The organism is Streptomyces sp. NRRL F-5126 (assembly GCF_000721265.1).
Taxonomy (GTDB): domain Bacteria; phylum Actinomycetota; class Actinomycetes; order Streptomycetales; family Streptomycetaceae; genus Streptomyces.
The window spans coordinates 19,405-45,217 of the sequence record NZ_JOFZ01000017.1 but is presented as its reverse complement, the minus strand read 5'-3'; the positions used below and the strand labels follow the sequence as shown (position 1 = coordinate 45,217).

25 protein-coding genes are annotated in these 25,813 nt (G+C 73.4%); 13 read left to right on the top strand and 12 right to left on the bottom strand.

Annotated features, from left to right (window positions below):
• Positions 1–53: 53 nt before the first annotated feature.
• Complete coding sequence (locus tag IH48_RS0131545; RefSeq protein WP_051840957.1) at positions 54–632, bottom strand: DUF1003 domain-containing protein; 579 nt, start codon at positions 630–632, stop codon at positions 54–56.
• Positions 633–726: 94 nt separating this feature from the next.
• A complete protein-coding gene (locus IH48_RS0131540) occupies positions 727–2,007 on the bottom strand; it encodes a magnesium transporter MgtE N-terminal domain-containing protein (protein WP_030912496.1) in 1,281 nt (426 codons plus the stop codon).
• Between the two features lie 167 nt (positions 2,008–2,174).
• On the opposite strand from IH48_RS0131540, the gene IH48_RS0131535 reads away from it, so the two are divergent.
• A complete protein-coding gene (locus IH48_RS0131535; RefSeq protein WP_030912495.1) occupies positions 2,175–2,912 on the top strand; it encodes a hypothetical protein in 738 nt (245 codons plus the stop codon).
• A 477-nt stretch (positions 2,913–3,389) separates the two neighbouring features.
• Here the strand turns inward: IH48_RS0131535 and IH48_RS0131530 are convergent, their stop codons facing one another.
• Together IH48_RS0131530 and IH48_RS0131525 are read right to left on the bottom strand one after the other, a co-directional pair.
• Entirely contained in the window at positions 3,390–3,896 is a 507-nt protein-coding gene (locus IH48_RS0131530; RefSeq protein ID WP_030912494.1) for a hypothetical protein, read from the bottom strand.
• Between the two features lie 38 nt (positions 3,897–3,934).
• On the bottom strand, positions 3,935–5,059 hold the full coding sequence (locus tag IH48_RS0131525; protein ID WP_030912493.1) for a magnesium and cobalt transport protein CorA: 1,125 nt from the start codon (positions 5,057–5,059) through the stop codon (positions 3,935–3,937).
• A gap of 487 nt (positions 5,060–5,546) precedes the next feature.
• On the opposite strand from IH48_RS0131525, the gene IH48_RS0131520 reads away from it, so the two are divergent.
• From IH48_RS0131520 to IH48_RS0131505, 4 genes are all read left to right on the top strand, one after another.
• Positions 5,547–6,146, top strand: coding sequence for a suppressor of fused domain protein (locus IH48_RS0131520; RefSeq protein ID WP_030912491.1), 600 nt, complete (start codon positions 5,547–5,549; stop codon positions 6,144–6,146).
• 72 nt (positions 6,147–6,218) lie between these two features.
• Positions 6,219–6,857 (top strand): DUF6758 family protein, encoded by a 639-nt coding sequence (locus IH48_RS0131515; RefSeq protein WP_030912489.1) that lies wholly within the window; start codon positions 6,219–6,221, stop codon positions 6,855–6,857.
• 92 nt (positions 6,858–6,949) lie between these two features.
• Positions 6,950–7,816 carry a PHP domain-containing protein gene (locus tag IH48_RS0131510; RefSeq protein WP_030912485.1) on the top strand — a complete coding sequence of 289 codons (867 nt, stop codon included), beginning with the start codon at positions 6,950–6,952 and terminating at the stop codon, positions 7,814–7,816.
• Between the two features lie 195 nt (positions 7,817–8,011).
• Positions 8,012–8,617, top strand: coding sequence for a MarC family protein (locus IH48_RS0131505; RefSeq protein ID WP_030912483.1), 606 nt, complete (start codon positions 8,012–8,014; stop codon positions 8,615–8,617).
• Positions 8,618–8,726: 109 nt separating this feature from the next.
• Here IH48_RS0131505 and IH48_RS36725 read toward each other — a convergent pair whose 3' ends face one another.
• On the bottom strand, positions 8,727–8,879 hold the full coding sequence (locus IH48_RS36725) for a hypothetical protein (RefSeq protein WP_199810043.1): 153 nt from the start codon (positions 8,877–8,879) through the stop codon (positions 8,727–8,729).
• A 329-nt stretch (positions 8,880–9,208) separates the two neighbouring features.
• Here IH48_RS36725 and IH48_RS33785 point away from each other — a divergent pair, with 329 nt between their 5' ends.
• Positions 9,209–10,042 (top strand): NYN domain-containing protein, encoded by an 834-nt coding sequence (locus tag IH48_RS33785; RefSeq protein WP_107059420.1) that lies wholly within the window; start codon positions 9,209–9,211, stop codon positions 10,040–10,042.
• A 30-nt stretch (positions 10,043–10,072) separates the two neighbouring features.
• On the opposite strand, the gene IH48_RS0131490 is transcribed toward IH48_RS33785, so the two are convergent.
• Positions 10,073–10,918, bottom strand: a complete 846-nt coding sequence (locus IH48_RS0131490) for an alpha/beta fold hydrolase (protein WP_030912480.1) — start codon at positions 10,916–10,918, stop codon at positions 10,073–10,075.
• Between the two features lie 149 nt (positions 10,919–11,067).
• Positions 11,068–12,735: a DEAD/DEAH box helicase gene (locus IH48_RS0131485; RefSeq protein WP_037843831.1), complete on the bottom strand. Its 1,668-nt coding sequence runs from the start codon at positions 12,733–12,735 to the stop codon at positions 11,068–11,070.
• 596 nt (positions 12,736–13,331) lie between these two features.
• Between IH48_RS0131485 and IH48_RS0131480 the strand changes: the two genes are divergently transcribed.
• Positions 13,332–14,051, top strand: coding sequence for a ferritin-like fold-containing protein (locus tag IH48_RS0131480; RefSeq protein WP_234434456.1), 720 nt, complete (start codon positions 13,332–13,334; stop codon positions 14,049–14,051).
• A gap of 20 nt (positions 14,052–14,071) precedes the next feature.
• Here the strand turns inward: IH48_RS0131480 and IH48_RS0131475 are convergent, their stop codons facing one another.
• From IH48_RS0131475 to IH48_RS0131460, 4 genes are all read right to left on the bottom strand, one after another.
• Positions 14,072–14,392 (bottom strand): hypothetical protein, encoded by a 321-nt coding sequence (locus IH48_RS0131475; protein WP_051840952.1) that lies wholly within the window; start codon positions 14,390–14,392, stop codon positions 14,072–14,074.
• 213 nt (positions 14,393–14,605) lie between these two features.
• The gene (locus tag IH48_RS0131470) at positions 14,606–14,833 is read right to left on the bottom strand and encodes a DUF3107 domain-containing protein (protein ID WP_030912470.1); all 228 of its coding nucleotides are present in this window, start codon (positions 14,831–14,833) and stop codon (positions 14,606–14,608) included.
• A gap of 182 nt (positions 14,834–15,015) precedes the next feature.
• A complete protein-coding gene (locus tag IH48_RS0131465; RefSeq protein ID WP_030912468.1) occupies positions 15,016–15,654 on the bottom strand; it encodes a TetR/AcrR family transcriptional regulator in 639 nt (212 codons plus the stop codon).
• 146 nt (positions 15,655–15,800) lie between these two features.
• Positions 15,801–16,076 carry a hypothetical protein gene (locus IH48_RS0131460; protein ID WP_234434455.1) on the bottom strand — a complete coding sequence of 92 codons (276 nt, stop codon included), beginning with the start codon at positions 16,074–16,076 and terminating at the stop codon, positions 15,801–15,803.
• 127 nt (positions 16,077–16,203) lie between these two features.
• Here IH48_RS0131460 and IH48_RS0131455 point away from each other — a divergent pair, with 127 nt between their 5' ends.
• The 6 genes from IH48_RS0131455 to moeZ all read left to right on the top strand — a co-directional run bounded on the left by IH48_RS0131455 (position 16,204) and on the right by moeZ (position 23,301).
• Positions 16,204–17,163 (top strand): alpha/beta fold hydrolase, encoded by a 960-nt coding sequence (locus IH48_RS0131455; protein ID WP_030912464.1) that lies wholly within the window; start codon positions 16,204–16,206, stop codon positions 17,161–17,163.
• Positions 17,164–17,413: 250 nt separating this feature from the next.
• Positions 17,414–19,102, top strand: coding sequence for a DUF3492 domain-containing protein (locus IH48_RS0131450; RefSeq protein WP_078850190.1), 1,689 nt, complete (start codon positions 17,414–17,416; stop codon positions 19,100–19,102).
• 13 nt (positions 19,103–19,115) lie between these two features.
• On the top strand, positions 19,116–20,216 hold the full coding sequence (locus tag IH48_RS0131445; RefSeq protein WP_234434454.1) for a hypothetical protein: 1,101 nt from the start codon (positions 19,116–19,118) through the stop codon (positions 20,214–20,216).
• Between the two features lie 120 nt (positions 20,217–20,336).
• Entirely contained in the window at positions 20,337–21,317 is a 981-nt protein-coding gene (locus IH48_RS0131440; protein ID WP_030912459.1) for an NAD-dependent epimerase/dehydratase family protein, read from the top strand.
• A complete protein-coding gene (locus tag IH48_RS0131435) occupies positions 21,305–22,057 on the top strand; it encodes a spherulation-specific family 4 protein (RefSeq protein WP_030912457.1) in 753 nt (250 codons plus the stop codon). Before IH48_RS0131440 ends, IH48_RS0131435 begins: the two co-directional genes overlap by 13 nt.
• Positions 22,058–22,122: 65 nt before the next feature.
• Positions 22,123–23,301 (top strand): adenylyltransferase/sulfurtransferase MoeZ, encoded by a 1,179-nt coding sequence (gene moeZ, locus IH48_RS0131430; RefSeq protein WP_030912454.1) that lies wholly within the window; start codon positions 22,123–22,125, stop codon positions 23,299–23,301.
• 72 nt (positions 23,302–23,373) lie between these two features.
• On the opposite strand, the gene IH48_RS0131425 is transcribed toward moeZ, so the two are convergent.
• Positions 23,374–24,936 carry an alpha/beta hydrolase gene (locus IH48_RS0131425; RefSeq protein ID WP_030912450.1) on the bottom strand — a complete coding sequence of 521 codons (1,563 nt, stop codon included), beginning with the start codon at positions 24,934–24,936 and terminating at the stop codon, positions 23,374–23,376.
• Positions 24,937–25,813 lie beyond the last annotated feature (877 nt).

Here is a 25,813-nt window from a genome sequence, read left to right as displayed (position 1 = left end):
CGCGCGGTGCGCGCCGCCTCGGGGCCGCCTCGAAAGCCCGCGCGGGAGGCCGCTCAGCGCTCCCGGCCGGTGTGGTCCCTGGCCGCCCCGTTCAGCCGCCGGTCGTCGCGAATGTCCTCGCGCCTGCCGTCACGCCGGTCGTCCAGTTCCCGCACGAGATCCTCCAGCTCCGACCTGATCCAGTCGCGGGTCGCGACCTCCCCGAGGCCGATGCGCAGCGCCGCGATCTCGCGCGTGAGGTACTCCGTGTCCGCGATCGACCGCTCGTCCTGCTTGCGCTCCTGCTCCCTGGTGACGCGGTCGCGGTCGTCCTGCCTGTTCTGCGCGAGCAGGATCAGCGGCGCCGCGTACGAAGCCTGGAGCGAGAGCGTCAGCGTCAGGAAGATGAACGGGTACTGGTCGAACCTCAGGCCCACGGGCGCCGCGACGTTCCACACCACCCACACGATGATGACCAGCGTCATCCAGACGATGAAGCGGCCCGTGCCGAGGAACCGCGCCACCCGCTCCGACAGCCGGCCGAAGGCCTCCGGGTCGTACTCGGGCAGCAGCCTGCGCCGCTGGGCCCTCGGCTGGTCAAGACGCACCCGCGAACGGCTCTCGCCCGGGTCGCGCCGCCGGCCGTCGCGCAGGCGCCTGCGCGCCTCGCGCCTGCCGCCGCCCTTGCCGCGCACCGCCGTCGCGCCGTGCGGGCGCGGTGCGCCGCCGGCCCCGTCCCCGCGCTGGTCACTCGCCACGCGCCGCAGCCCCCTCCATGCCGTGGAAGCCGGACTCCCGCCAGTCGTCGGGCAGCAGGTGGTCGAGCACGTCGTCCACCGTGACCGCGCCGAGGAGCGAACCCCCGGCGTCCACCACCGCGGCCGACACCATGTTGTACGCGGCGAGATGGCTGGTCACGGCGGGCAGCGGCGTGTCGGGCGCCAGCGGCGGCAGATCGCTGTCCACGACGGACCCGACCATCGTGAACGGCGGCTCGCGCAGCAGCCGCTGGAAGTGGATCGTCCCCAGGTACATGCCCGTCGGCGTGTCCTCCGGCGGCCGGCACACGTACACCTGCGCGGCCAGCGCGGGCGACAGGTCACGCACCCGTACGCGCGCGAGTGCGTCGGCGACCGTCGCGTCGGGCCGCAGCACGATGGGCTCCGTCGTCATCAGGCCGCCCGCGGTGCGCTCCTCGTACGACAGCAGCCGCCGCACGTCGGCGGCGTCGCGCGGCTGCATCAGCGCGAGCAGCCGCTCCTTGTCGTCCTCCGGCAGCTCGGACAGCAGGTCGGCGGCGTCGTCCGGGTCCATCGCCTCCAGGACGTCGGCGGCGCGCTCGTCCTCCAGCTTGCCGAGGATCTCCACCTGGTCGTCGTCCGGCAGCTCCTCCAGCACGTCCGCGAGGCGGTCGTCGTCGAGGACCGCGGCCACCTCGGCGCGCCGCTTCTCCGTCAGGTTGTGCAGCACGTTGGCGAGTTCGACGGGCCGCAGCGTCTCGAACGTCGCGACGAGGTTCTCCGCGCCCTGGCCCTCCTCTTCGAGGAAGAAGCCGGTGACGTCGGACCAGTCGGCCGTGAACGCGTCCTTGCGCCGCCGCAGCGCGCCGGCGCGGCCACCGCGGCGCACGAACACCTTGGCGACCTCCCAGTCGCGCCGCGCGGGCAACTGCTGCACCGCCACGTCGAGGACGGTGACCTCGGCGCCGTCCTCCACCATCCGTACCCGCCGATCCAGCATCTCGCCGAAGATCAGCCGCTCCGTGGGCCGCTGCTCGAACCGGCGCACGTTCACGACACCGGTGCTGATGATCTGACCGGACGCGATGTCCGTGACGCGGGTCATCGGCAGGAAGATCCGCCGCCTGCTGGCCACCTCCACGACGAGGCCGACGAGGCGCGGCGGCATGCCGCCGACGCGCAGCATGGCGACCAGGTCCCGCACCCGGCCGACCGGATCGCCCTGCGGGTCGAACACGGGTACGCCCGCGAGGTGGGACACGAAGATCCTGGGGGCGCCTCCGGCCATGTCGCGCGCCTCCTCGATGCCGTCGCCCGCGTCGTGATCAGGCTAGCCCGTAGGCGCCCCGCGCGCCCCGGCGGAAGGGGGTGACCCCCGTCGACGCGCGGAACGCGGCCGCTCGCACCACCGGTAGCCTGCGATCTGCCGTACCCCCCACACGTGAAGAGGCCTGTGTGTCCGTGACCCTCCCGCACCGCCGTTCCAGCCGACTCGTGGCCTGCGCCGCGCTCTGCGCCGCGCTGGCGGGGGCGGTGGCCGGGTGCGGGGACCCCGACGCCGGCACGAACGGTGTGGGGAAGCTGTCGGCGCGTGGGATCGAGCGGAAGGCGCGGACGGCGGTGGACGGGGCGACGGCGGTACGGGTCTCGGGGAAGCTCGTCACGAGCGGTCAGACGTACACGCTGGACATGCGGCTCACCGAGAACGGCGCGACGGGGTCGGTCGCCTCGCACAAGACCACCTTCACGCTGCTGCGCGTGGGCGACGCGCTCTACCTCAAGGGCTCGGACGCGTTCTGGCACCAGGCGGCGGACGGAACGAGCCCCGCGGTCGCGGACAAGCTGGGCGGCAAGTACGTCAAGGTCCCCGCCGACGACCCGTCGTACAAGCGGCTGCGCGGCTTCACGGACATGCGGGCGCTGCTCGACGGCCTGCTCGCGCTCGGCGGCACGCCCGCCAAGGGCGACAGGAAGACCCTGGACGGCGTGAAGACCATCGAGGTCACGGGCGGCGACGACGGGAAGGGCGGCACGCTGGACGTCTCCCTGCGGGGCAAGCCCTACCCGCTGCGGCTCGTGCGGGCCGGCGGAGCGGGGACAGTGACGCTCAAGGACTGGGGCAAGGCGGTCGCGCTGAAGCCGCCGTCCAAGGACCAGCTCGTGGACTACGGCAGCAAGATCCCGCACACGTGAGCGAGGCCCTGCGCACGTCCTGAGCCGCGCTTTGCACGGGTCGCGCTCGGCCCGGGCGTGCGGGCCTGACTTGAGCCGGCCGTTCGGCTCGGGCGTCGCTTTGCTTGGCATGGGCTGTGCGCGTTTGGGTTGTCGCCTGGCCCGGGCGTGCGCCTGGCTTGGGCCTGCGGTTCGGCTCGGGCGTCGCTTTGCTTGGCATGGGCTGTGCGCGTTTGGGTTGTCGCCTGGCCCGGGTGCGCCGCCTGGCTTGGGCCTGCGGTTCGGCTCGGGCGTCGCCTTGCTTGGCACGGGCCGTGCGCGTTTGGGCTGTCGCCTGGCGCGGGCGCGCGCCTGGCTTGGGCTTGCCGTTCGGCCCGGGCGTCGCCTTGCCTGGCCTGGGTCGCGCTTGGCACAGGCGCCGCCCGGCTTGAGCCGCTTGCCGGCCCGGGCCGTGCTTGCTCGAGCCGCGGTCTGGCCCGGGCGGCGTCCGGCCCGGCGTCAACCCCTGCGTCCGCGGCGGCGCCGCGCGAGGAAGCCGGGGAGCGGGCCGCGCGTCGTCGCCGGCGTGGCGGCGGGGCGCGCGGCGAGCGACGCGTCCGGCAGGTCCGTCGACGCCTGCCGCACCGTCAGGCGCAGCACCCGGCACTCGCGGGCCCAGCGGTCCGCCATCGCCTCGCCGTCCGGCGCGTTCAGGCGCTTGCCCCTGAGCTCGGCGACCGCGGCCGCCCACTGCGGTGAGCCCGGCGCGAGCTCGCCGACCTCGGCCGTCCAGGACACGACACGCCCGCGCTTGTCCTTGCTCGGGACGGTGACCTCGGCGCTCGCGCCGTCCACAAGGCCGGACGGCAGCGGCTGCTCGCCCGGGCCGTCGCCGACCAGGTACGCGGCGCCGTCGAGCCACACGTGCCACACAGGCCTCGCACGTTCGGTGCCCCGCACCCAGACGAGCCCCGACTTCTTCGTGGCCTCCTCCACCAGGGAGCGGGCCGCCTGCGACTCGGGCACAAGTCCTCCTGCCGGGGTGGGCGGTTGCGGGCGGGCCGTCAGAGCCAGCCGTTCTTCTTCAGCGTCCGGTGGATGACGAGGCAGACCACCACGATCGCGCCGAGCACCATCGGGTAGCCGTACTTCCAGTGCAGCTCCGGCATGTGCTTGAAGTTCATACCGTAGATGCCGCACACCGCCGTCGGCACGGCGATGATCGCGGCCCAGGACGTGATCTTGCGCATGTCCTCGTTCTGGGCGACCGTCGCCTGCGCCAGGTTCGCCTGGAGGATCGAGTTGAGGAGCTCGTCGAACCCGATGACCTGCTCGTGGACGCGCACGAGGTGGTCGGCGACGTCGCGGAAGTACTTCTGGATCGCCGGCTCGACCAGCCGCATCGGCCGCTCGCTCAGCATCTGCATCGGCCGCAGCAGCGGCGAGACCGCGCGCTTGAACTCGAGCACCTCGCGCTTGAGCTGGTAGATCCGCTGGGCGTCCGGGCTGCGCTGTCCGCCCTTGGCGTTCTTCACCGGCTCGGAGAAGACGTCGATCTCGACCTCGTCGATGTCGTCCTGCACCGCGTCGGCGACGGCGAGGTAGCCGTCCACGACGTGGTCCGCGATCGCGTGCAGCACGGCCGAGGGACCGTGCGCCAGCTGCTCCGGGTTCTCTTCCAGGCGGTGCCTGAGGCCGCGCAGGGACCCTTTCGTGCCGTGCCGGACGGTGATGACGAAGTCCCGGCCGGTGAAGCACATGACCTCGCCCGTCGCCACGACCTCGCTGGTCGCCGTGAGCTCGGCGTGCTCCACGTAGTGGATCGTCTTGAACACGGTGAAGAGCGTGTCGTCGTAGGGCTCCAGCTTGGGCCGCTGGTGCGCGTGGACGGCGTCCTCCACGGCGAGCGGGTGCAGCCCGAACTCGGCGGCGATGCCCGCGAACTCCTGCTCGGTGGGCTCGTGCAGGCCGATCCAGGCGAACCCGCCCTCCTCGCGCACCCGCAGCATCGCCTCGTGCGGGGTCGCGCATGTGCCGGTCGTCACGCGGCGGCCGTCGCGGTAGACACCGCAGTCGACGACCGCCGTCGACGCGGACGCGTCATGGGCGGTGTCGTAGGAGCGGTAGGAGCCGCCGTTCTTGCGGAACGACGGACGAACGGCTGCACGCAGGTCACGGATCATCGACATGGCAGGCTCCTTCACGACAGAGACCGTCAGGCGAGGCGTGGCGCAGCCCGGAACGGGGGCGTGGACTCGGACTCGACGAGACCTGCACGTCCGCGAAGCGGGCGGCGCCGGGGGATCGCGATGACGGTGTGCGCTACCGACAGGTGAAAAACACAAGCTGGGGTGATGCGCTCATCCGCCGGACGGAAAGCCGGTGCCCGGCCGATCGGTGCGCGGTCGCGGTGCGTGCGACGTGGCGGGCCGGTCAGGGGGGCGGGCTCAGCTCACAACGTTGTGAAGCCGTACGGAGAGCGGCTGGTACTGGCCGGGTGACTTCGATCCACCGCAGCCCCACCTCCTCCGGTCGGTCCCCCGTGGGGGATGACGTGTGCGTCGGGACTGGAGAGCAAGGCTTCTGCCTGCTGCCCCGATCGGCGCCTCAGCTTAACAGCCTGAGCGCGGCCAATCTTGCGTCATGCCCGATCCTTACGCGATCTATGCTCGCCGAGTGGCAGAAATTCTTCCGCTGGTCGAGGACCGGCTGCGCGCGGCGCTGGGCGAGCCGGACGCGCGCGCGGCGGTGACGTTCGTCGGCGCCGACCGCATCGAGGTGCTGCGCTTCGTCGACACCACGAACCCCGCGGGCCCGGTCGTGCGGTACGCGACGCTCGGCATGTCGGCGGCCCCGATGAGCGACGGCACGTCGATGGCCGCTGACGCTGTGCGGGGACCGCGCGCGGAGCTGCTGCTGTCCGTGAAGGCGGGGCTCGCGCGCACCGACGAGGTGCTGCGGCCGCTCGCGGTGCTGGCCGCGTCGCCCCAGGTCGAGGGCGTTGTTGTGGCACCCGGCGCGGCGCTGGACGTCGGCGGTCCGCTGTGGCCGGGGGCCCCGTTCGCGTCGGTCCTGGTCGCGGAGGGCGGCGGCCTCGTCGCGGATCTGGAGCTGGCGGAGCCGATGGATCCCGTCCGGTTCCTCCCGCTGCTCCCGATGACGGCGCACGAGGCGGCGTGGAAGCGCGCGAGGGGCGCACAGGAGCTCCAGGAGCGCTGGTTGTCCCACGGCACGGACCTTCGTGACCCTCTGCGCGGTGCCGTACCACTTGACTGAGACGCCGCCACCGCACTCCCGGTCGCGTGATCGCCTTGACGCGGCGTCGGCCGGGGAGGACCGTTGGCGGATATGAGGGGCCAACCCAGTTGCCCGAAGTGCGGTGGGCGCGTGAGGGCGCCAGGTCTCTTCTCCGACTCCTGGCAGTGCGACGCGCACGGGACGGTGCACCCGCTGCAGCCTGTGATCCCGCCCAGCGTCGAGTCCCTGGGCGTCGTCGTGAACCGCGCCAGGGTCCCCGTCTGGATGCCGTGGCCACTGCCCGTCGGCTGGCTGTTCACGGGCGTGTCGCACGCGGGCGACGACCGCAGCGGCGGCACGGCGACCGCCGTCGCCTGCTCGGGCCCGGGACCGCTCGGGGGCGTGGGCGAGATGCTGCTCGTCGCGGAGGAACTCGGCGTGGGCCTCGGCGCGCGGTACGCGGGCGTCGAGGGCCCCGACCCGGGCCCGCTGCTGCGCGTGGACGAGCCGCCCCGCGCCAAGCTCCTGGCGGCCGGCCGGCCCACCCCCCTGTGGCGCGTCTCGGGCACGCCGGACGACCGCGTGGCGTTCGCGGGGGAGGCGCTCGGGCTGTGGCTGTGGGCCGTGGCGTGGCCCGAGGAGTCGGAGCTGCTGCTCTACGACGAGCTGGTACTGACGGACCTGCGGGACGCGGGCGCGGAGGTAGACCTGCTGCCGTGCGGCGCGCTCTCCCCGCGTCTGCTGTCCTGACGGCCGGGCGTCGGGGCGTGGCGGGGGAGGTGGCGTGGGGCCGTTACGCTGGATGGGTTGCCGTCGACCCAGCGAGCCCAGGAGCATCCCCCGTGCGCATCGATCTGCACACCCACTCCTCGGCCTCCGACGGCACCGACACCCCCGCCGAGCTCGTGCGCAACGCCGCCGCCGCGGGGCTCGACGTCGTGGCGCTCACCGACCACGACTCCACCCGCGGCCACGCCGAGGCGGCCGCCGCGCTGCCGGACGGGCTCACGCTCGTGACCGGAGCCGAGCTGTCCTGCCGGATCGGCGGCGTGAGCATGCACATGCTCGCCTACCTCTTCGACCCCGCCGAGCCGGGACTGCTCGCCGAGCGCGAGCTCGTGCGCGACGACCGCGTGCCGCGCGCCCACGCCATGATCGGCAAGCTCAACGCCCTCGGCGTGGGGATCACCTGGGAGCAGGTGGCACGGATCGCGGGGGACGCCTCCGTCGGCCGCCCGCACATCGCGTCCGCCCTCGTCGAGCTGGGCGTCGTGCCCACCGTCTCCGACGCGTTCACCGCCGACTGGCTCGCCGACGGCGGCCGTGCGCACGCGGAGAAGCACGAGAGCGACCCGTTCGAGGCCATCCGCCTCGTCAAGGCGGCCGGCGGCGTGACCGTCTTCGCGCACCCCGCCGCCGTGAAGCGCGGCCGCACCGTCCCCGAGGACACCATCGCCCGCCTCGCGGCCGCCGGGCTCGACGGCATCGAGGTCGACCACACCGACCACGACGCCGGGACCCGGGACGCGCTGCGCGGCGTCGCCCGCGACCTCGGGCTGCTCGTCACGGGTTCGAGCGACTACCACGGCAGCCGCAAGGACGTCGCGCTCGGCGAGAACACCACGGACCCCGAGGTGTACGCCGAGATCGTGCGGCGCTCCGCCGGCGCCTTCCCCGTGCCCGGCGCGGGCGGTCACGTCACCGCCTAGGCCCTGCCCGCCGCAGAGCCCCCGCCGCGCCCGCGTGCTCCGCACGACCCGGGCGCGCCCGGGGGCCCGGCCCCGCCACGTCCCGTCCTGTCCCGGCCGGTCGCCCCCAAGGCGCGACCGGCCGGGCCCCGCGCGCGTGCGTGCCCGCACGCCGCGCCGCCCTCCCCGTACGACACTCCTCACCAAGGCCACGCCGTGTTCGACTTCGCCGTGTTCGGCTCCCTCTTCCTGACCCTGTTCGTGATCATGGACCCGCCCGGGATCACGCCGATCTTCCTCGCGCTCACCTCGGGCCGCACCGCCAAGGTGCAGCGCGCCATGGCTTGGCAGGCCGTCGCCGTCGCCTTCAGCGTGATCGCGATCTTCGGGGTCCTGGGCCGCCAGATCCTCGACTACCTGCACATCTCCGTGCCCGCCCTGATGATCTCCGGCGGGCTGCTGCTCCTCCTGATCGCGCTGGACCTGCTGACCGGCAAGACGGAGGAGCCCAAGCAGACCAAGGACGTCAACGCCGCACTCGTGCCGCTCGGCATGCCGCTGCTCGCCGGGCCCGGCGCGATCGTGTCCGTGATCCTCGCCGTGCAGCACGCGCACGGGGTCACGGCACAGGTCTCCGTGTGGGCCGCGATCGCCGCCATGCACGTCGTCCTGTGGCTGGTCCTGCGCTACTCGCTGCTGATCATCCGGCTGATCAAGGACGGCGGTGTCGTACTCGTGACCAGGCTCGCCGGGATGATGCTCTCCGCGATCGCGGTGCAGCAGATCATCAACGGCGTCACGCAGGTCGTACGGGGCTCCTGATCCGCCCGGGACCGGCTGCGCACAGCACCGCGCCCCCCGGAATCGCCGGGGGGCGCGGTGGAGTCGTCTGCCGAACCGTATGATCGCATCGGGGCGGCGGGAAAGAGAGTTACGAGGCCGGCGTCTCGGCCGGCCGGATGTAGATGCGCTGGCCCATCGCGGCGGCCTGCTGCACGATCCGGTTGACGGAGGCTGCTTCAACGACGGTGCTGTCCACGGCGGTGCCGTCGACGTCGTCGAGTCGCGTGATCTCGAAGCGCAAGGCTTCTCCCTTCGTCTGATCCTCCTGGTGGAGAACTGCTGAACTGCTGATGACAGCGAAACTATCGAGCGAGTATCGATCGATACATCGGAATCAACGACTTTCCCTGTGCAAACATTCCCTACGCTAAAGAAATCTTTCGAGCATCTAACTACTGGCCGGTACGGGTGCCTGCCATGGAGAACGAAGCGCGTATGAGCGAGGCAAGCGAGCCGCAGGCGGAGACCACCACGACAAGCGGGGGAGACGCGCCGTGCCACGCGCCGGGCGGCGCCTTCGCCGATGACCTCGTGTAGCGGCTCTCGCACACCAACGAGCTGCTCACCCGCATGCTCGCCGAGGTGGCGAAGACGCCGTCCACGCACGCCATCTTCGTCGACGCGGGTTACGTCTACGCTTCGGCCGGGTTGCTGGTGGCGGGCACCGAGGACCGCCGCTCCTTCGACCTCGACGCCGAGGGCCTCATCGAGGCGCTGATCGACAAGGCGCGCCTCATCTTCGCGGACAGCAGGCTGCTGCGCGTGTACTGGTACGACGGCGCGAGGCGCCGCATCCACACCACGGAGCAGCAGGGCATCGCGGAACTGCCCGACGTCAAGGTGCGCCTCGGCAACCTCAACGCGAACAACCAGCAGAAGGGCGTCGACTCGCTGATCCGCACGGACCTCGAGTCCCTCGCACGCCACCGCGCCATCAGCGATGCCGCACTCGTCGGCGGCGACGAGGACCTGGTCTCGGCCGTCGAGGCGGCGCAGGGCTACGGCGCGCGCGTGCACCTGTGGGGCATCGAGGCCGCCGACGGGCGCAACCAGGCGGAGCCACTGCTGTGGGAGGTCGACAGCCAGCGCACGTTCGACCTCGACTTCTGCAAGCCGTTCGTGACCCGCAGGCCCGTCAGTACCTGGGAGCACGAGGCGCAGCCGCCGCCGAGCCGCGACGAGGTGCGCTTCGTCGGCGCGCAGATCGCGGCGACCTGGCTGGTCGAGCGGGGCCGCGAGACGATGGCCGAGCTGCTGCCCGGCCACCCGTACCTGCCCGGCGCCGTCGACCAGGATCTCCTCATCGAGGCCGAGCGCCTCCTCCAGCGGTCCCTGCGCGGCCACGCGACGCTGCGCAGGGCGCTGCGCGACGGCTTCTGGCAGCACCTCCAGGCGCAGTACTGAGTCGGTCGGTACTGGAGTACGCGGTACTGCTCAGCGCTGGTCGTCCCAGAACCCGATCAGCGCGGCCGCCGTCGGGTCCGGCCTGTCCGTGTTGGGCGAGTGCCCCGCGTCCGGCACGACCGTCCTGCGCGCGCCGAGGCGCCGCGCCATGTCGTCGAGCAGCGCCGGCGGCCAGATGCCGTCCTCGTCGCCCGAAACGACGTGCAGCGGCAGCGGCGGCCGCACCGCCGCCAGCTCGTCCACCCGGTCGGGCTCAGCCACCAGCAGGCCCGCCGCGGCGACCAACTGCGCCGGATCCGTCGCCATCCAGCGCCTGCGCAGGTCGTCGCCATCGACCGGTGTCTCCTCCATCGGCGCCATCTCCGCCATGGCGTTCCACACCTGCTCCATCGTCATCACAGCGAGCGCGTCGATCAGCAGTTTCGCCCGCTCCCGCTCCGTCCGGGAGATCTCGGCGGGCCCCGACGACATCAGCGTGAGCGAACGGAACGGCCGCGCGTCGAGCAGCACCGCCGCACGGGCGATGTGCCCGCCGAAGGAGTGGCCGAGCAGATGCACGGGCGCCCCGAGCGCCTCGGCCTGCGCCAGCACGTCCGCCGCCAGCTCGGCCTGCGCGTAGCCGCCGGGGTCCGCGGGCGGCGCGGACTCGTACTGGCCGCGCCCGTCGACGGACACGACCCGGTAGCCGGCCGCGGCCATCGGTTCGAGCAGCGCGTTGAAGTCCTCCTTGCTGCCGGTGAACCCGGGCAGCAGGACGGCCGTCGCGACGGCTTCCCCGGCGGGCAGCGCCTCGATCACGGCGAAGTCGCCCCGGGAGGTGGCGAGCGTACGGGCGCGGGCGCAGGCGGGCGGGGCGAAGCTGTGGGGCCGACTCATGGCACGAGGCTAACGGTGCGGCGACGGCGCGCGCGCCGGTGATCCGGGCACGCCCGGTGCCCGGGACCTGGGCGTGACATGCCGGTGGCCCGGAACCCCTCGGGGTCCCGGGCCACCGTCGCGTCGGATGCGGGCCGACGGCCGCCGTCTCACGCCTCCGGCTGGGCCTGCTTCGACGAGCGGGTGCGGCGCCTGCGCGGCGTGGCCGCGGCGTCCGTGGCCGCGCCGTCCTGTGCCGCCTGGGCGGCGGGAGCCGCCCCCTCGCGGTCGGCCGCGGCCGCCTGCTTGACGGGGCGCGTGCGGCGACGACGGGGCTTCGCGGGCGCCTCCTCGGCGCTGCTCGCCGTGTCCGGCGCCTCGGCGGGTGCGGGGACGGCCGCCTCCGCGGTGGCCGTCGCGCCGGAGCGCGTGCGGCGCCGGCGGCGCGGGGCACGCTCGGCGGAGTCCGCGTGGTCCGCCGTGCCGGCACCCGTGGCGCCCTCCGCCGTGTCCGCCGCCTCGACGGCGGCCGCCGTGGCGTCGTCCGGGCGGAGCCCGCCGCGGGTACGGCGGCGCTGGCGCGGCGTGCGGGTACGAGCGGGGCGCTCCTCGGCGGCGGGTGCGCCACCGCGGCGGCCGCGGCCGCCCGTCTCGCCCAGGTCCTCGACCTGCTCCGCCGACAGGCCCGCGCGGGTGCGTGCGGCACGGGGCAGGATGCCCTTCGTGCCCTCGGGGATGTCCAGCTCCTCGAACAGGTGCGGCGAGGTGGAGTACGTCTCGGGCGGGGACGGGAAGCCGAGGGAGAGCGCCTTGTCGATGAGCTGCCAGCGCGGGATGTCGTCCCAGTCCACCAGCGTGACGGCCGTACCCGTCGCGCCCGCGCGGCCCGTGCGGCCGATGCGGTGCAGGTAGGTCTTCTCGTCCTCGGGCGACTGGTAGTTGATGACGTGCGTGACGCCCTCGACGTCGATGCCGCGCGCGGCGACGTCGGTGCACACCAGCACGTCGACCTTGCCGTTGCGGAACGCGCGCAGCGCCTGCTCGCGCGCGCCCTGGCCGAGGTCGCCGTGGACGGCGCCGGCGGCGAAGCCGCGCTGCATCAGCTGGTCGGCGATGTCCGCCGCGGTGCGCTTCGTGCGGCAGAAGATCATCGCCAGCCCGCGGCCCTCCGCCTGGAGGATGCGGGCGACCATCTCCGGCTTGTCCATCGAGTGCGCCCGGTACACGCGCTGCGTGGTCGCGGCGACCGTCGCGCCCGCGTCGTCGGGCGACGTGGCGCTGATGTGCGTCGGCTGCGACATGTACCTGCGGGCGAGGCCGATGACCGCGCCCGGCATGGTCGCGGAGAACAGCATCGTCTGCCGGCCGGTGGGCAGCAGCTGGATGATCTTCTCGACGTCGGGCAGGAAGCCCAGGTCGAGCATCTCGTCGGCCTCGTCGAGCACGAGCGCCCGCACCTGCGACAGGTCGAGCTTGCGCTGGCCCGCCAGGTCGAGCAGCCGGCCGGGCGTGCCCACGACCACGTCGATGCCCTTGTTGAGGGCCTCGACCTGCGGCTCGTACGCGCGGCCGCCGTAGATCGCGAGGACGCGCACATTGCGCACCTTGCCGGCGGTCAGCAGGTCGTTCGTGACCTGCTGGCACAGCTCGCGCGTGGGGACGACGACCAGCGCCTGCGGCGCGTTCGTCAGCTGCTCGGGCGTCGCCCGGCCGGCCTCCACGTCTGCGGGCACGGTGACGCGCTCAAGCAGCGGCAGGCCGAAACCGAGGGTCTTGCCCGTGCCGGTCTTCGCCTGGCCGATGACGTCGGTGCCCGAGAGGGCCACCGGAAGCGTCATCTCCTGGATGGGAAAGGGGGACTGGATGCCGACGGCTTCGAGGGCCTCGGCCGTCTCGGGAAGGATCCCGAGATCGCGGAACGTCGTAGTCAGGGTGCTGCCTCTTCCGTGAGGTGCGGTGCGAGGCGAACGCGGGGGTTCGTACCGCGCCGGAGTCCGCGCTGGTCGGATATTCCGGTCGTGAGTGACCGGATGGCGCGGGACCCCTGCCGTCGCTCAAGCGCTCGTACCGCTCAGGGGGCCCCTCATGTGCGGGTTCGTGTGCAGCTCGGCGCACGGACCGCGCTGAGGGCGGTCGGGTCGGAGCCGATCGGGCCACCGACCGGGCATCCTCATGGGGCCTGTCCGAAGGCGGCCTGACCTCACACGCCGTGACGGTGCACAGCGGTCCTGTCGACCCTCGGCCAAACGTTGTGATCGCCCGCCGAATACTCGGCACGGCGCATTACCACCATACCCCGGATTCGCGCACACGTGTTGTGCGAAGTTCACCAGGCGGTTCCCGGCCATGCCAGGACCGGAACTTTCCCGCGGCCGGCGCGGACTATTGTGCGGTTACGCGGGTTACGACGAGCACACGAATCGGAAGGTTTGCCGTGGCAGACGCAGACAGCGGGAACACCGGGATCGCCGGGCAGGACTGGGCCACGGCGTCCGCGCAGCCGCAGTACCACGCGGCCGTCGTGGACCTGCTCGGCGCTCTCGCCTACGGCGAGCTCGCGGCCTTCGAACGCCTCGCCGAGGACGCGAAGCTCGCCCCGTCGCTCGCCGACAAGGCCGCGCTCGCACGCATGGCGTCCGCCGAGTTCCACCACTTCGAGCAGCTGGACCAGCGGCTGATCGAGATCGACGCGCACCCCACCGAGGCCATGGAGCCCTTCGCCAAGGCGCTGGACGAGTTCCACCGCCAGACCGCGCCGTCCGACTGGCTCGAAGGCCTGGTCAAGGCGTACGTCGGTGACTCGATCGCCAGCGACTTCTACCGTGAGGTCGCCGCCAGGCTCGACACCGACACGCGCGCGCTGGTCCTGGCCGTGCTCGACGACACCGGGCACGGCAACTTCGCAGTGGAGAAGGTGCGCGCCGCGATCGAGGCCGACCCGCGTGTCGGCGGCAGGCTGGCGCTGTGGGCGCGGCGCCTCATGGGAGAGGCGCTCTCGCAGGCCCAGCGCGTGGTGGCGGACCGCGACGCGCTGTCGACGATGCTGGTGGGCGGCGTGGCCGACGGCTTCGACCTGGCCGAGGTGGGCCGGATGTTCTCCCGCATCACGGAGGCGCACACCAAGCGCATGGCCGCGCTGGGCCTCGCCGCGTAGCGCACGGAGCGCACGGGCCCCTACGGGATCGCGCGCCCGGCGACGGACGTGTTGCCGACGACCGGCACGCTCCCCGCGACCGGCGCGGACGCGGACGCCGCGGCGGCCGGGCGCAGCAGCAGCGAGATCATCACCGCGGACACGCCGAGCGCGCCGAGCAGCGTGGCCGGGACATGCCCGGGGCCGAGAGCCTCATGCGTCACGTACGCGCCGAAAAGGGCGCCGAGACCGCCCGCGAGCAGCACCAGGTGCCGGGCGGGCAGGCGGCGCGCCAGCAGCACGGCGGCGGCCGCGGACAGGCCGAGGCCGATCAGCGCAGAACCGAGAATCTCCAGGATCACGGGATCACCTCGCGGCTTCCGGGCGGCACGCCGGGCGAGTGGCCGGCGCGTCCAGCCGGTCATTACCCGGTGTGCACACCCGGCAACCCTGCCGTGACGGGCGGCCCCGCGATCAGGTGACGCGACACGACGCGACACGGATCGGCCCGGCAGGGCCATCCCTGCCGGGCCGATCCACATCGCGATGCGCCGGGCGCGCGACGGCGCCGAATGCTAGACGGTGCCGAAGCCGACCCGCCGCTGCGTCGGCGCGCCGATCTCCACGTACGCGACCCGCTCCGCCGGCACGAGGACCTTGCGGCCCTTGTCGTCCGTGAGGCTGAGCAGCTGCTCCTTGCCGGCCAGCGCCTCGGACACGGTGCGCTCGACGTCCTCGGCGGACTGCCCGCTCTCCAGAACGATCTCCCGAGGCGCGTGCTGCACGCCGATCTTGACCTCCACGGCTATGTCCCTCCGAACGGTCAGTGCGTTGCGCGGCCTGACCGCGCGGTACGCAGCACACATTAGCCCGCGCGGAGGGCGCGCAAGACGCCGCGCTGCAACGCCCGCAGCGAACACCGGACGGGAACAAAGCCGGTCAGCACCCGCTCCCGTCCTTCCGCCGTGACGCGCGTGCGCCCCGATCAGTGCCCCTCGCCGTGCAGCGGGAAGCCGGCGATGCCGCGCCAGGCCAGCGACGTCAGCAGCGAGACCGCCTTCTCGCGCGGCACGGGCGACGCGCTGGACAGCCAGTAGCGCGCCACCACCTGCGAGACCCCGCCGAGGCCGGTGGCCAGCAGCATCGACTCGTCCTTCGACAGGCCGGTGTCCTCGGCGATCACGTCCGAGATGGCCTCGGCGCACTGCATCGCCACCCGGTCGACACGCTCGCGCACCTCGGGCTCGTTCGTCAGGTCCGACTCGAAGACCAGCCGGAACGCGCCGCCCTCGTCCTCGACGTACGCGAAGTACGCGTCCATCGTCGCCTCGACACGCTGCTTGTTGTCCGTCGTCGACGCGAGCGCCGTGCGCACGGACTGCAGCAGCGCCTCGCAGTGCTGGTCGAGCAGCGCAAGGTACAGCTCGAGCTTGCCCGGGAAGTGCTGGTAGAGCACCGGCTTGCTGACCCCGGCACGCTCGGCGATGTCGTCCATCGCCGCCGCGTGGTACCCCTGGGCCACGAAGACCTCCTGAGCCGCACCGAGCAGTTGGTTGCGCCGGGCGTGACGCGGCAGGCGCGTCCCTCGCGGCCGCGCCGCCTCCGTCTGCTCCATGGCTGTCACGCCGCCTCCCATATCGTTCTGTGCGCCGCGAAGGCCCCGTGGTCCACGAGTGGCCGGCGTGCGCTGTGCCCCGACTGGCCATCGTACTTTTCGGTAACCCTGTAGCGCGCGGTACGGGAGGGAATTTCACATACCGGATGCCGGGCTCAGCGGTAGTCGTCGTCCTCGCCGCCGCCCGCGGAACGCGCCTGCTCCGCCAGGTCCGCCTCGTCGGCCTCGTCCGTCGCGCCGCGCGCGGGGCGCTCCTCCGCGTCGTCCTCCCGCACGTTCGCCCGCTGCTCGGCGGCGTCGGCCTCCGGGGTCTCGGCGTCCGGCTCGCCGTCCGCATCCACGTACTCGTCGTACTCGTCAGGTTTCTCGGGGACCGACATGTCTGCCCTTCCCGCCGTGGCGCGCGTGTCCGCCGCACCTCGCTTCGTCACCTGTTCTTCCGTCCTCCTTCGACCCGTGCCCCGATTCGAGCGTAGAAGTCACCCGTGCGCGACGCCACGCGGCCTGTGACCGCCGCCACACGAACGTGTGCGTGACTCTCTACGTAGCATTGCGGACATGTCTTCGACCGAGCTACCGGAATCCGCCGCGGCCTCCACGGCTCCGCGCGTGGCCCCCGTGGCCGTGGCGGAGGGGGAGCGGCTGAGCGCGGTGGAGCTGCCGGGGCTCACCCTCACGGTCCGTGCGCGCCCCGGCGCGCGCGCCGGACTGCCGCCCGCGCTGTACGTGCACGGGCTGGGCGGCTCCTCGCAGAACTGGTCCGCGCTGATGCCGCTGCTCGCCGACGTCGTCGACGGCGAGGCGGTCGACCTGCCCGGCTTCGGGGACTCGCCGCCGCCCGACGACGGCAACTACTCGCTCACCGGGCACACGCGCGCGGTCATCAGGCTGCTCGACGCACGCCGCCGCGGGCCCGTGCACCTCATCGCGAACTCGCTCGGCGGCTCGGTCGCCACCAGGGTCGCCGCCGTACGCCCCGACCTCGTCCGCACGCTGACGCTGGTCTCGCCCGCGCTGCCGGAGATCCGCGTGCAGCGCGGCGCGCTGCCCACCGCGCTGATGGCGCTGCCCGGCGTGACACCGCTGTTCACGCGCCTCAGCAGGGACTGGACGGCGGAGGACCGCACGCGCGGCGTGCTCGCGCTCTGCTACGGCGACCCCGCGTCGGTCGGCGAGGAGGAACTGGCCGCCGCCGTGACCGAGATGGAGCGCAGGCTCCGACTGCCGTACTTCTGGGACGCGATGACGCGCTCGGCGCGCGGCATCGTCAACGCGTACACGCTGGGCGGCCAGCACAACCTGTGGCGGCAGGCCGAGCGCGTACTCGCGCCGACGCTGCTCGTCTACGGCGGCCGTGACCAGCTCGTCTCCTTCCGCATGGCACGCAAGGCGTCGGCGGCCTTCCGCGACTCCCGGCTGCTGACGCTGCCGGACGCGGGCCACGTGGCCATGATGGAGTACCCCGAGGTGGTCGCCCGTGCGACGAGGGACCTCATCGCGGACAACGACGTGAGCTGATCCGCGCGCCGCACCCCGCGCGCCGGCCGTCACGTCGCGCGCCGGGCTCGCGCGCCCCGCTCGCACGCCGCAGGTGCGCGCCCCGTAGCCGCTCGAACGCGCCCGCAAGCGATTGGTTACGTGCATTCACCCCTTCCGGTGGCGCGATGGACAACCGTCCATCGCGCCACCTTCATATCCGCATACCGTCGTTCCGCAGCGGGTCGCCGGTCCGGAGGCGGCCTCCCACAGAAGGAACGGGGGAGTGCTCGTGCGGATCGGACTGGTCACGGACGGTGGTTATCCGTACGCGAACGGCGAGTCCGGGCCCTGGTGCGACCGGCTCGTACGCGGGCTCCACGACCATGAGTTCGACGTCTACGCGCTCAGCCGCAGCGCCAGGCAGGAGCGGTCCGGGCTCGTCGACCCGCCGCCGCAGGTGCACCGGGTGCACACCGCGCCGCTGTGGGCGCCGGTCGACGACGGGGGCGCCTACGGCAGGCGCGAGCGCCGCCGGTTCGCCGAACACCTCGGTCGACTCGCGCTCGCCGTGTGCGACGAGCGGGCCGACACCGACGAGCGGGCCGGCGGCTTCGCCGCCGGCCTCTACGGCCTCGCGGAACTCGCCAGGGAACACGGCGGGTTGTACGCGGCACTGCGCTCGGAGACCGCCCTGCGCGTCCTGGAGTCCGCGTGCCGGGCACCCGGCGCGCGCCGGAGCGTGCGGGACGCTGCCGTGGCCGACCACCTCGCCTTCGCCCACGAGTTGGAGCGCGCTCTGCGCCCCCTGTCCCTCGACTGGTACGACACCGAGGAGGGCGGCCTCGGGTCCGTGGACGTCTGCCACGCGACCTCGGCGGGACCCGCCGCGCTCCCCGGCCTGCTGGCCAAACGCTTCTTCGGCGTCCCCCTGCTGGTCACCGAGTACGGCGTCCGGCTGCGGGCGCACTACCTCGGCACCGACGGCGGCCGCGAAGAGCCCCGGAGCGCCCCCCTGCGTGCGCTGCTGGCGGCCTTCCACGGTGCGCTCGCCGCCGAGGTCTACCGTGCCGCCAGCCTCGTCACGCCGGGCAACGCGCACGCGCGCCGCTGGCAGCAGCGGTGCGGCGCCGACCGCGCCAAGCTCCGCACCGTCCACCCGGGCATGGAGGCCGAGCGGTTCATCGAGGTGGGCGAGGGCGACGACACAGGCGACCGCGACACACTCGTCTGGGTCGGCGTGATCGAGCCCGCCAAGGACCTCGAGACACTGCTGCACGCGTTCGCCCGGATCCGCGAGGAGCGGCCGCAGACGCGGCTGCGCATCGTCGGGGGCCCCGCCGGCACCGGCGAGGGCCCCGCCTACCTCGCCCACTGCCGCACGCTCGCCGCCCAGTTGTTCCCCGACGAGGCCACGGGCGCGTACGCGGTGGGGGAGAACCCCGTCTCGTTCGAGGAGGCCGGCGGGCCCGAGTCGGCCGAACTGGCCGACGCCTACGCAGGGGCCGGGATCGTCGTGCTCTCCAGCGCGGTCGAGGGCTTCCCCGTCAGCCTCGTCGAGGCCATGTTCTGCGGGCGCGCGACGGTCTCGACGGACGTGGGCGCCGTGGTGGAGGTCATCGGCGGCACCGGCCTCGTCGTCCCCGCGCACAACCCGAAGGCCTTCGCCGACGCGTGCCTCGGGCTGCTGGGCGACGACGGGCGCAGGCGGCGCCTCGGCGCGGCCGCGCACTCGCGCGCGCTCGAACTCTTCACCATCAGCCAGAACGTCACCGCGTTCCGGGCCGCCTACCTCGAAATCGTCTCCCACACCCCGGTACGGCGCGTGGCGCAGGCGGTCGGCGCGGGCGGCGCACCGCTGCCCTTCGCGGCCGCCGCCGAGGTGTACGTGCCGGTCCGCTGGGCCACGGAGGCCCCGGGAGACAGGCGTGAGGCGGTCGGCGCGGGCGCGGCGGCGGGCGCCGGAGGCCGCGATGTCTGACGGAGGCACCACCATGGCACGCACCGCACCGGGCACCGCCGACCCGGTGAAGCCGCTCCTGAACCGGCACAGGGCGCTGTGCGAGGACGCCGTCGACCCGCTGGAGATCGCCGCGGCCCTCGAAGTGCACGGCATCACCGACAGGGCCGCGCTCTCCCGCTTCCGCCACCGCGACGTCTTCGCCCTGGCCGAGGAGTTGTACGCGCGCGTCCCGCACGACACATCGCGCGCGGCAACGACCGTGGCGGCACAGGCCCCCGCTTCCGGGCGCCTCGCACCCTGGATGCTGGTCACGCCCGCGCCCGGCCTCGTCGCCGCCCTCACCCTGTTCCTCCTGGACAGCACCGGCGGGGGGAGCCGGCTCGCCGTCACCCTCACCGGCGCCGTGGCGCTCTCCTGCGCCGTCGCCGCGAGCCTGCGGCACGGGCCGCTGCGCGCCGAGGGCCGCCGCGCCCCCGCAGCCCGCCTGTGGGTGTACTGGCTGCTCGCCTACGCCGTGTACGGCGACGGGCTGCTCACCGCGCACGTCGAGGGCGGCTCAGGCACGTCCTGGAGCGCCACGCCCACCTCGCTCGTCGCCCTCTCGTTCGCCGTCGCGCCCGCCGCCTGGTGCGCGCACCTCTTCTCCCTGCGCGCCAGGCGCGGGCTCTCCCGCAGCCGCGACCTCGCGGACTTCGCCGCGTCCACGAGACCGGTACTGCTCGCGGTGGTCGCGCTGTACGCGTGCGCCCTGACCGGGATCGCGCTGCTCGTCCCGCTGCTGTTCCACGGCTTTCACGGCTTCCACGGCGTACCCGGCTTCCACGACGGCGGAGACCCCGCGCACGTGGCCGCCCTCGCGACCCTGCTGCTGCTCGCCAGGCTCCTGACCGTGCACGGCTACCCCGCCGCGGCCGCCGCGGGGCTGGCCGCCGCCTGCGCCGTCGAGGCGCTGGCCTGCCTTTCCGTCCTCGTGGCCGGCGTGCCCGGCTGCGCCGTACTCGGCACACCCGTCGCGCAGGCCGTGCACGCCTGGGGCGCGGGCGCCGTGCCCGCGTTCGCCTGCGGCGCGGCCGCGGCGGGGCTCGTCTGCCACGCCGCCGTCAGCCTCGCCAGGGCGTCGGCGCACACCTGAGGGCCCGCCCGTGCCGCCGGGCCGCAACCCCTTCACCACCACACCAAGGAGACCAACCGTCATGATCCCGCACCCCAGGACCCGGGCCCAGGTGGCCGCGACCGTGAGAGGGGCGTCCCGATGAGGGTCCTGCTGCTCGGCGCCAACGGCTTCCTCGGCCGCTTCGTCGCGGACCGCCTGCTCGCCGACCCCGCGGTCCACCTCACCGCACTCGGCAGGGGCGACGACGCCGACGTGCGCTTCGACCTCGCGGGCGGCAGCCCGGGAGCCCTGACGCGCTTCATGGACGCCGTGCACCCCGGCGTGGTCATCAACTGCGCGGGCTCCACCCGAGGCGGCGCCCGCGACCTGATCCGCCACAACACCGTGTCCGTCGCGACCGTCTGCGAGGCCCTCAGGCGCAGCGGCTGCGGCGCGCGCCTCGTGCAGATCGGCTGCGCCTCCGAGTACGGGCCATCGCAGCCCGGCTCGTCCACCGCGGAGGACGCGGTGCCGCGCCCCGGCGGCCCGTACGGCGTGAGCAAGCTCTCCGCCACGGAGTTGGTGCTCGGCTCGGGGCTCGACGCGGTCGTGCTGCGCGTCTTCTCGCCGGTCGGCCCGGGCACGCCCGCGGGCTCGCCGCTCGGCCGGCTCGCCGAGGCGATGCGGCGCGCCATGCAGGCGGGCGACCCGGAGCTCAAGCTGGCCGGACTCGGCGTGCAGCGCGACTTCGTGGACGTGCGTGACGTCGCGCGCGCCGTCCACGCGGCCTCGCTCTCGGCGGCCCAGGGCGTCGTGAACATCGGCACCGGCAGGGCGGTCAAGCTCAGGGACGCCGCCGCCGTGCTGGCCAGGGTGGCCGGTTACGCGGGCGCGCTCAACGAGCTGGACGCGCCGTCCCCCGCCGTCGCGCGCGCCCACGGCCACGGCCCGATCGGCTCGCCGCGCGGCGAGCCCGCGGCCGAGCACCTGGGCGTCGGCCCCTTCCCGTACCCCGACGGCTGCGGGACATGGCAGCAGGCCGACGTCCGCACGGCGCGCGACCGGCTCGGCTGGCGCCCGAGGATCGGTCTGGAGGAGTCGCTGGCGGACATCTGGATGGAGGCCGCGTGCCGCATCTGACCAGCACGGGACGGCCGCGTACCGGCACGGCGGCGGGCAGCACGGGGTTCGGCGTCCCCGGCTACGCGCACCCCCTGCTCGCGCCCGTCGAGTGGGCCGAACTGACCAGGCCGGGCACGCCGCTGCACTGGGCGGTGCTCAACGTGGCCGACGGCCCTGGCGATCGGCCCGACCCGCACTGCCTGGAGGCGGCGGGCCGGCTGACCAACGCCGGGGCCAGAATCCTCGGCCACCTGGACCTGCGCCACGGCACCTGCGACTTCGCCGAGCTGGTGCGCGACGCCCAGCGGTTCGCCGACTGGTACCGCGTCGGCGGCTTCTACCTGGATCGCGCTCCGTCGGGCCGGGAGGACCTCGCCGCCGTGAGGAGGATCACCGCGACCCTGGAGGCGGTGCTCGAAGGCGGGCACCTCGTACTCGGCCACGGCACGCACCCGTACGCCGGATACGCGGAGGCCGCCGACCAGTTGGTGACGTTCTGCGGGCCGTGGGCCGACTACCGCTGGTCGCAGGCGGCCGAGTGGACGGCCGCCTATCCGCAGGACCACTTCGTCCACCTGGTGCACGGGGTACCGCGCACGCACCTGGACGAGGCGGTGCGCATCGCGCGCTGGCAGGGCGCGGGCACGATCTTCTTCACCGACCGCTCCGACCCGAGCGGCCGCGGCGACCCGTTCGCGGCGCTGCCCGGGTACTGGGACGAGATCGTCTCGCTCGTCGGACCGGGTATCTCGGAATGAGAAAGCGCATGGCACTGTTACAGGGAGAACAGTTTCCGAATTGACCTACCCCTGTAGAGGTCCCTGTGTCGTTGCCCCCCTTGGTCGAGCCCGCCGAAGGGCTCACCGTCGACGAGGTCCGCAGGTACTCCCGTCACCTGATCATCCCCGACGTGGGCATGGACGGGCAGAAGCGGCTCAAGAACGCGAAGGTGCTCATCGTGGGCGCCGGAGGACTCGGGTCCCCGGCGCTCATGTACCTGGCCGCGGCCGGTGTCGGCACGCTCGGCATCGTCGAGTTCGACGAGGTCGACGAGTCGAACCTGCAGCGCCAGATCATCCACAGCCAGTCCGACATCGGCAGGTCCAAGGCCGAGTCCGCGAAGGACTCGATCAAGGGCATCAACCCGTACGTGAACGTCGTCCTGCACGAGGAACGGCTCGAAGCCGAGAACGTGATGGACATCTTCGCGCCGTACGACCTGATCGTGGACGGGACGGACAACTTCGCCACCCGTTACCTGGTCAACGACGCCTGTGTGCTGCTGAACAAGCCGTACATCTGGGGTTCGATCTACCGCTTCGACGGCCAGGCCAGCGTCTTCTGGTCCGAGCACGGCCCCTGCTACCGCTGCCTGTACCCGGAGCCGCCCCCGCCCGGCATGGTCCCGTCGTGCGCCGAGGGCGGCGTGCTGGGCGTGCTCTGCGCGTCCATCGGCTCCATCCAGGTCAACGAGGCGATCAAGCTCCTCGCGGGCATCGGTGAGCCGCTCGTCGGGCGTCTGACGATCTACGACGCCCTGGAGATGCGCTACCGCGAGGTCAAGGTCCGCAAGGACCCCGACTGCGCGGTCTGCGGCGAGAACCCGACGGTCACGGAGCTCATCGACTACGAGGCGTTCTGCGGTGTCGTGTCGGAGGAGGCCCAGGAGGCCGCCGCCGGTTCGACGATCACTCCCAAGCAGCTCAAGGAGTGGATCGACGACGACGAGAACATCGAGATCATCGATGTCCGCGAGCCCAACGAGTACGAGATCGTGTCCATCCCGGGCGCCAAGCTGATCCCGAAGGACCAGTTCCTGATGGGCAACGCGCTGGAGACGCTCCCGCAGGACAAGAAGATCGTCTTGCACTGCAAGACGGGTGTCCGCAGTGCGGAAGTCCTGGCGGTGCTGAAGTCCGCGGGCTTCTCCGACGCGGTGCACGTCGGCGGTGGCGTCATCGGCTGGATCAACCAGATCGAGCCGACCAAGCCCGTCTACTAGTCGCCACGAGTCGCTACGAGTCGCCGAAGGGCCGGTCCGCGCACGCGCGTGGACCGGCCCTTCCCCGTCAGGTCACCGGCAGACCGTGCCGGCGGCCGGCAGCTTCCCGTCCAGCAGGTACGTGTTGACCGTGCGCTGCACGCACGCGTTGCCGCTGTCGTACGCGCCGTGGCCCTGCCCCTTGTACGTGAGCTCCACGGCGACGCCCTTGCCCAGCGCCTTCTCCATCGCCTTGGCGCCCTCGTACGGCGTGGCCGGGTCCCCCGTGTTGCCGACGACGAGGATCGGGGCCGAGCCGGGCGCGCTGACGTCCGGGTGCGTCCAGCGCCCGGCCACGGGCCACTTGGAGCAGCTGAGCATCCCCCAGCCGAGCAGGTCGCCGAAGACGGGCGACGCCTTGCGGAACTCGGCCAGGTCCTGCTGGGTCCGCGCCAGGCCGAAGCGCTCCTTGGAGTCCAGGCAGTTGACGGCGGCGTTGGCGGCCTGCGTGTTGCTGTAGCGGCCGTGCTGGTCGCGGCCGTTGAGCGAGTCCGACAGGGCGAGCAGGAGCTGTCCGCTGCCGCCGTACGCCTCCTCGATGCCCTGTTCGAGCAGCGGCCAGAAGTCCTTCGAGTACAGCGCCTCCACCACCCCGTTGGCGGCCTCCGTCTGCGTCAGCTTGCGCGATCCGATCCCGGGGATCGGGTGCGCGTCGAGCTTGTGGAACAGGTCGACGATGGGCTGCTCGACCTCCTTCGGCGTGGAGCCGGGGAGGTGGCAGGCGTCGCCGCGCGCGATGCAGTCCTTGGCGAAGTTGTCCAGGGCGAGCTGGAACCCCTTGGCCTGGCCGAGCGCGCCCTGCAGCGAGTCCTGGGTCGGGTCGACGACTCCGTCGAAGACCGCCCGTCCGACGTGGGTGGGGAAGAGGTGCGCGTACACGCCGCCGAGCTCGGTGCCGTACGAGATGCCGAAGTAGTACAGCTTCTTGTCGCCGAGCACCTGCCGCATCAGGTCCATGTCGCGTGCGGCCTCGGTGGTGCCCACGTGCGGCAGCCTGCCGGACGAATTGCTCTTGCAGGCGCCCGCGTACCGGGCGAGCGCCGCCGTGTACGCCTTCTTCTCGGCGGCGGTGTCGGGCGTCGAGTCCATGGCGTAGAAGGAGTCGAGCTGCTTGTCGTTCTCGCACTCGACGGGGGCGCTGTCGCCGACGCCGCGCGGGTCGAAGCTGACGAGGTCGTAGCGCGCCCGCAGCTTCTCGTAGTCCTTCGCGAACGACGGCAGGCCGGTGACGCCCGAGCCGCCGGGGCCGCCGAAGTTGAAGATGAGCGAACCGATGCGGTGCTTCTGGTCGGTGGCCTTCACACGGATGAGGGCGAGGCGGATCGTGCCGGACGACGGATGCGTGTAGTCGAGCGGCACGGACATGTCGGCGCACTGCCAGGTGCCGCCGTGCGGCAGCGGTTTGGGCGCCGCCCCGCCGCCCTGCGCCACGCTCGGGGCGCCGCAGGCGCGCCAGTCGAGTTTCTGCGTCGCGAGGTCGCTCGGCGCGGGCGACGCTCCCGAGGCCGGGGCCGAGCCGCTGTCCGCGGCATCGGAGCATCCGGCGAGGGCGACGAGGGCGAGGGCGGACACGGCGGCGACCAGGGATCTGCGCATGGTCCCATGCTGGAGCCGCGCCCGCGCCGCCGCCTGCGGCCACGGTCCAAGCGGGTGGCGGCGCCACCACCCGCTGCCGGGCGCCCCGCCGGTTGCCGGTCGCACCAGCACAGCCGCGTCGGGTGCCGGCCATGGCCCACACCGCAACGGGCCGCACCGCCGCCGCACGCCCCGCCCCCAGGGTCCGCACCCGGTGCCACCCGGCCGGGGCCGCCCCGGCGGGCGGCGGCCACTGGCACCGGGCGCGAGGCCCGTCGTGGTCCCGTACCCCGGGGGCCGGTCCCGAGCCCTGTGCTCCGGGGCCCCGGCGGGAGGCGGCGGCTGGCCTTGTGCGCGAGGCCCGTCGTGGTCCCCGTGCCCCGGGGGCGGGTCCCGAGCCCTGTGCTTCGGGGTCCCGGCGGGAGGCGGCGGCTGGCCTTGTGCGCGCGGCCGGTTGTGGCCGTGTGCCGCGGTCTTGGCCCCGCACCCCCGTGCCCCCCGGTCAGTGGCAGCCTCAGCGGGAGGCGGCGGCTGGCGTTGTGTGCGCGGCTGGTCGTGGTCGTGTGCCCCGGGGGCCGGCCCCCCGGCCCCGAGCCGGGCCTGCCCTGCGTGAGGGCTCCGGCAGGCCGGGGGAGACGGGCCGCGTCGCCAACGACGGGGCTTGCCCCGCCCGGGCGGCTTGCGCCGTTCACGGCCCGCGCCTGGCGAGGGCCCCGGCAGTCGCCGGTTCCGGCAGGTGCTGGAAGACGGACGAGCCGTCGGGTACCGGCCCGGGGCGGACGACCGACGTGCCGCGTGCCCGGCTGTCCGGCGCGGCCGGTGCCGTTATGGGCGGCGGCCGGCCGCGAAGGCGGGGTGCCTGCTTCGCCGCGGCGCCGCACGGCGGGCGGCGCCGCGG

Bases quoted from the DNA above. Each gene is read 5' to 3' on its own strand.
- IH48_RS0131440 (WP_030912459.1), top strand. From the start codon at position 20,337: ATGAGGGTCCTGCTGCTCGGCGCCAACGGCTTCCTCGGCCGCTTCGTC.
- IH48_RS0131485 (WP_037843831.1), bottom strand. From the start codon at position 12,735: ATGACGCTTCCGGTGGCCCTCTCGGGCACCGACGTCATCGGCCAGGCG.
- IH48_RS0131425 (WP_030912450.1), bottom strand. From the start codon at position 24,936: ATGCGCAGATCCCTGGTCGCCGCCGTGTCCGCCCTCGCCCTCGTCGCC.
- IH48_RS0131455 (WP_030912464.1), top strand. From the start codon at position 16,204: ATGTCTTCGACCGAGCTACCGGAATCCGCCGCGGCCTCCACGGCTCCG.
- IH48_RS0131525 (WP_030912493.1), bottom strand. From the start codon at position 5,059: ATGTCGATGATCCGTGACCTGCGTGCAGCCGTTCGTCCGTCGTTCCGC.
- IH48_RS0131515 (WP_030912489.1), top strand. From the start codon at position 6,219: ATGAGGGGCCAACCCAGTTGCCCGAAGTGCGGTGGGCGCGTGAGGGCG.
- IH48_RS0131540 (WP_030912496.1), bottom strand. From the start codon at position 2,007: ATGGCCGGAGGCGCCCCCAGGATCTTCGTGTCCCACCTCGCGGGCGTA.
- IH48_RS33785 (WP_107059420.1), top strand. From the start codon at position 9,209: ATGCTCGCCGAGGTGGCGAAGACGCCGTCCACGCACGCCATCTTCGTC.
- IH48_RS0131490 (WP_030912480.1), bottom strand. From the start codon at position 10,918: ATGAGTCGGCCCCACAGCTTCGCCCCGCCCGCCTGCGCCCGCGCCCGT.
- IH48_RS0131445 (WP_234434454.1), top strand. From the start codon at position 19,116: ATGGCACGCACCGCACCGGGCACCGCCGACCCGGTGAAGCCGCTCCTG.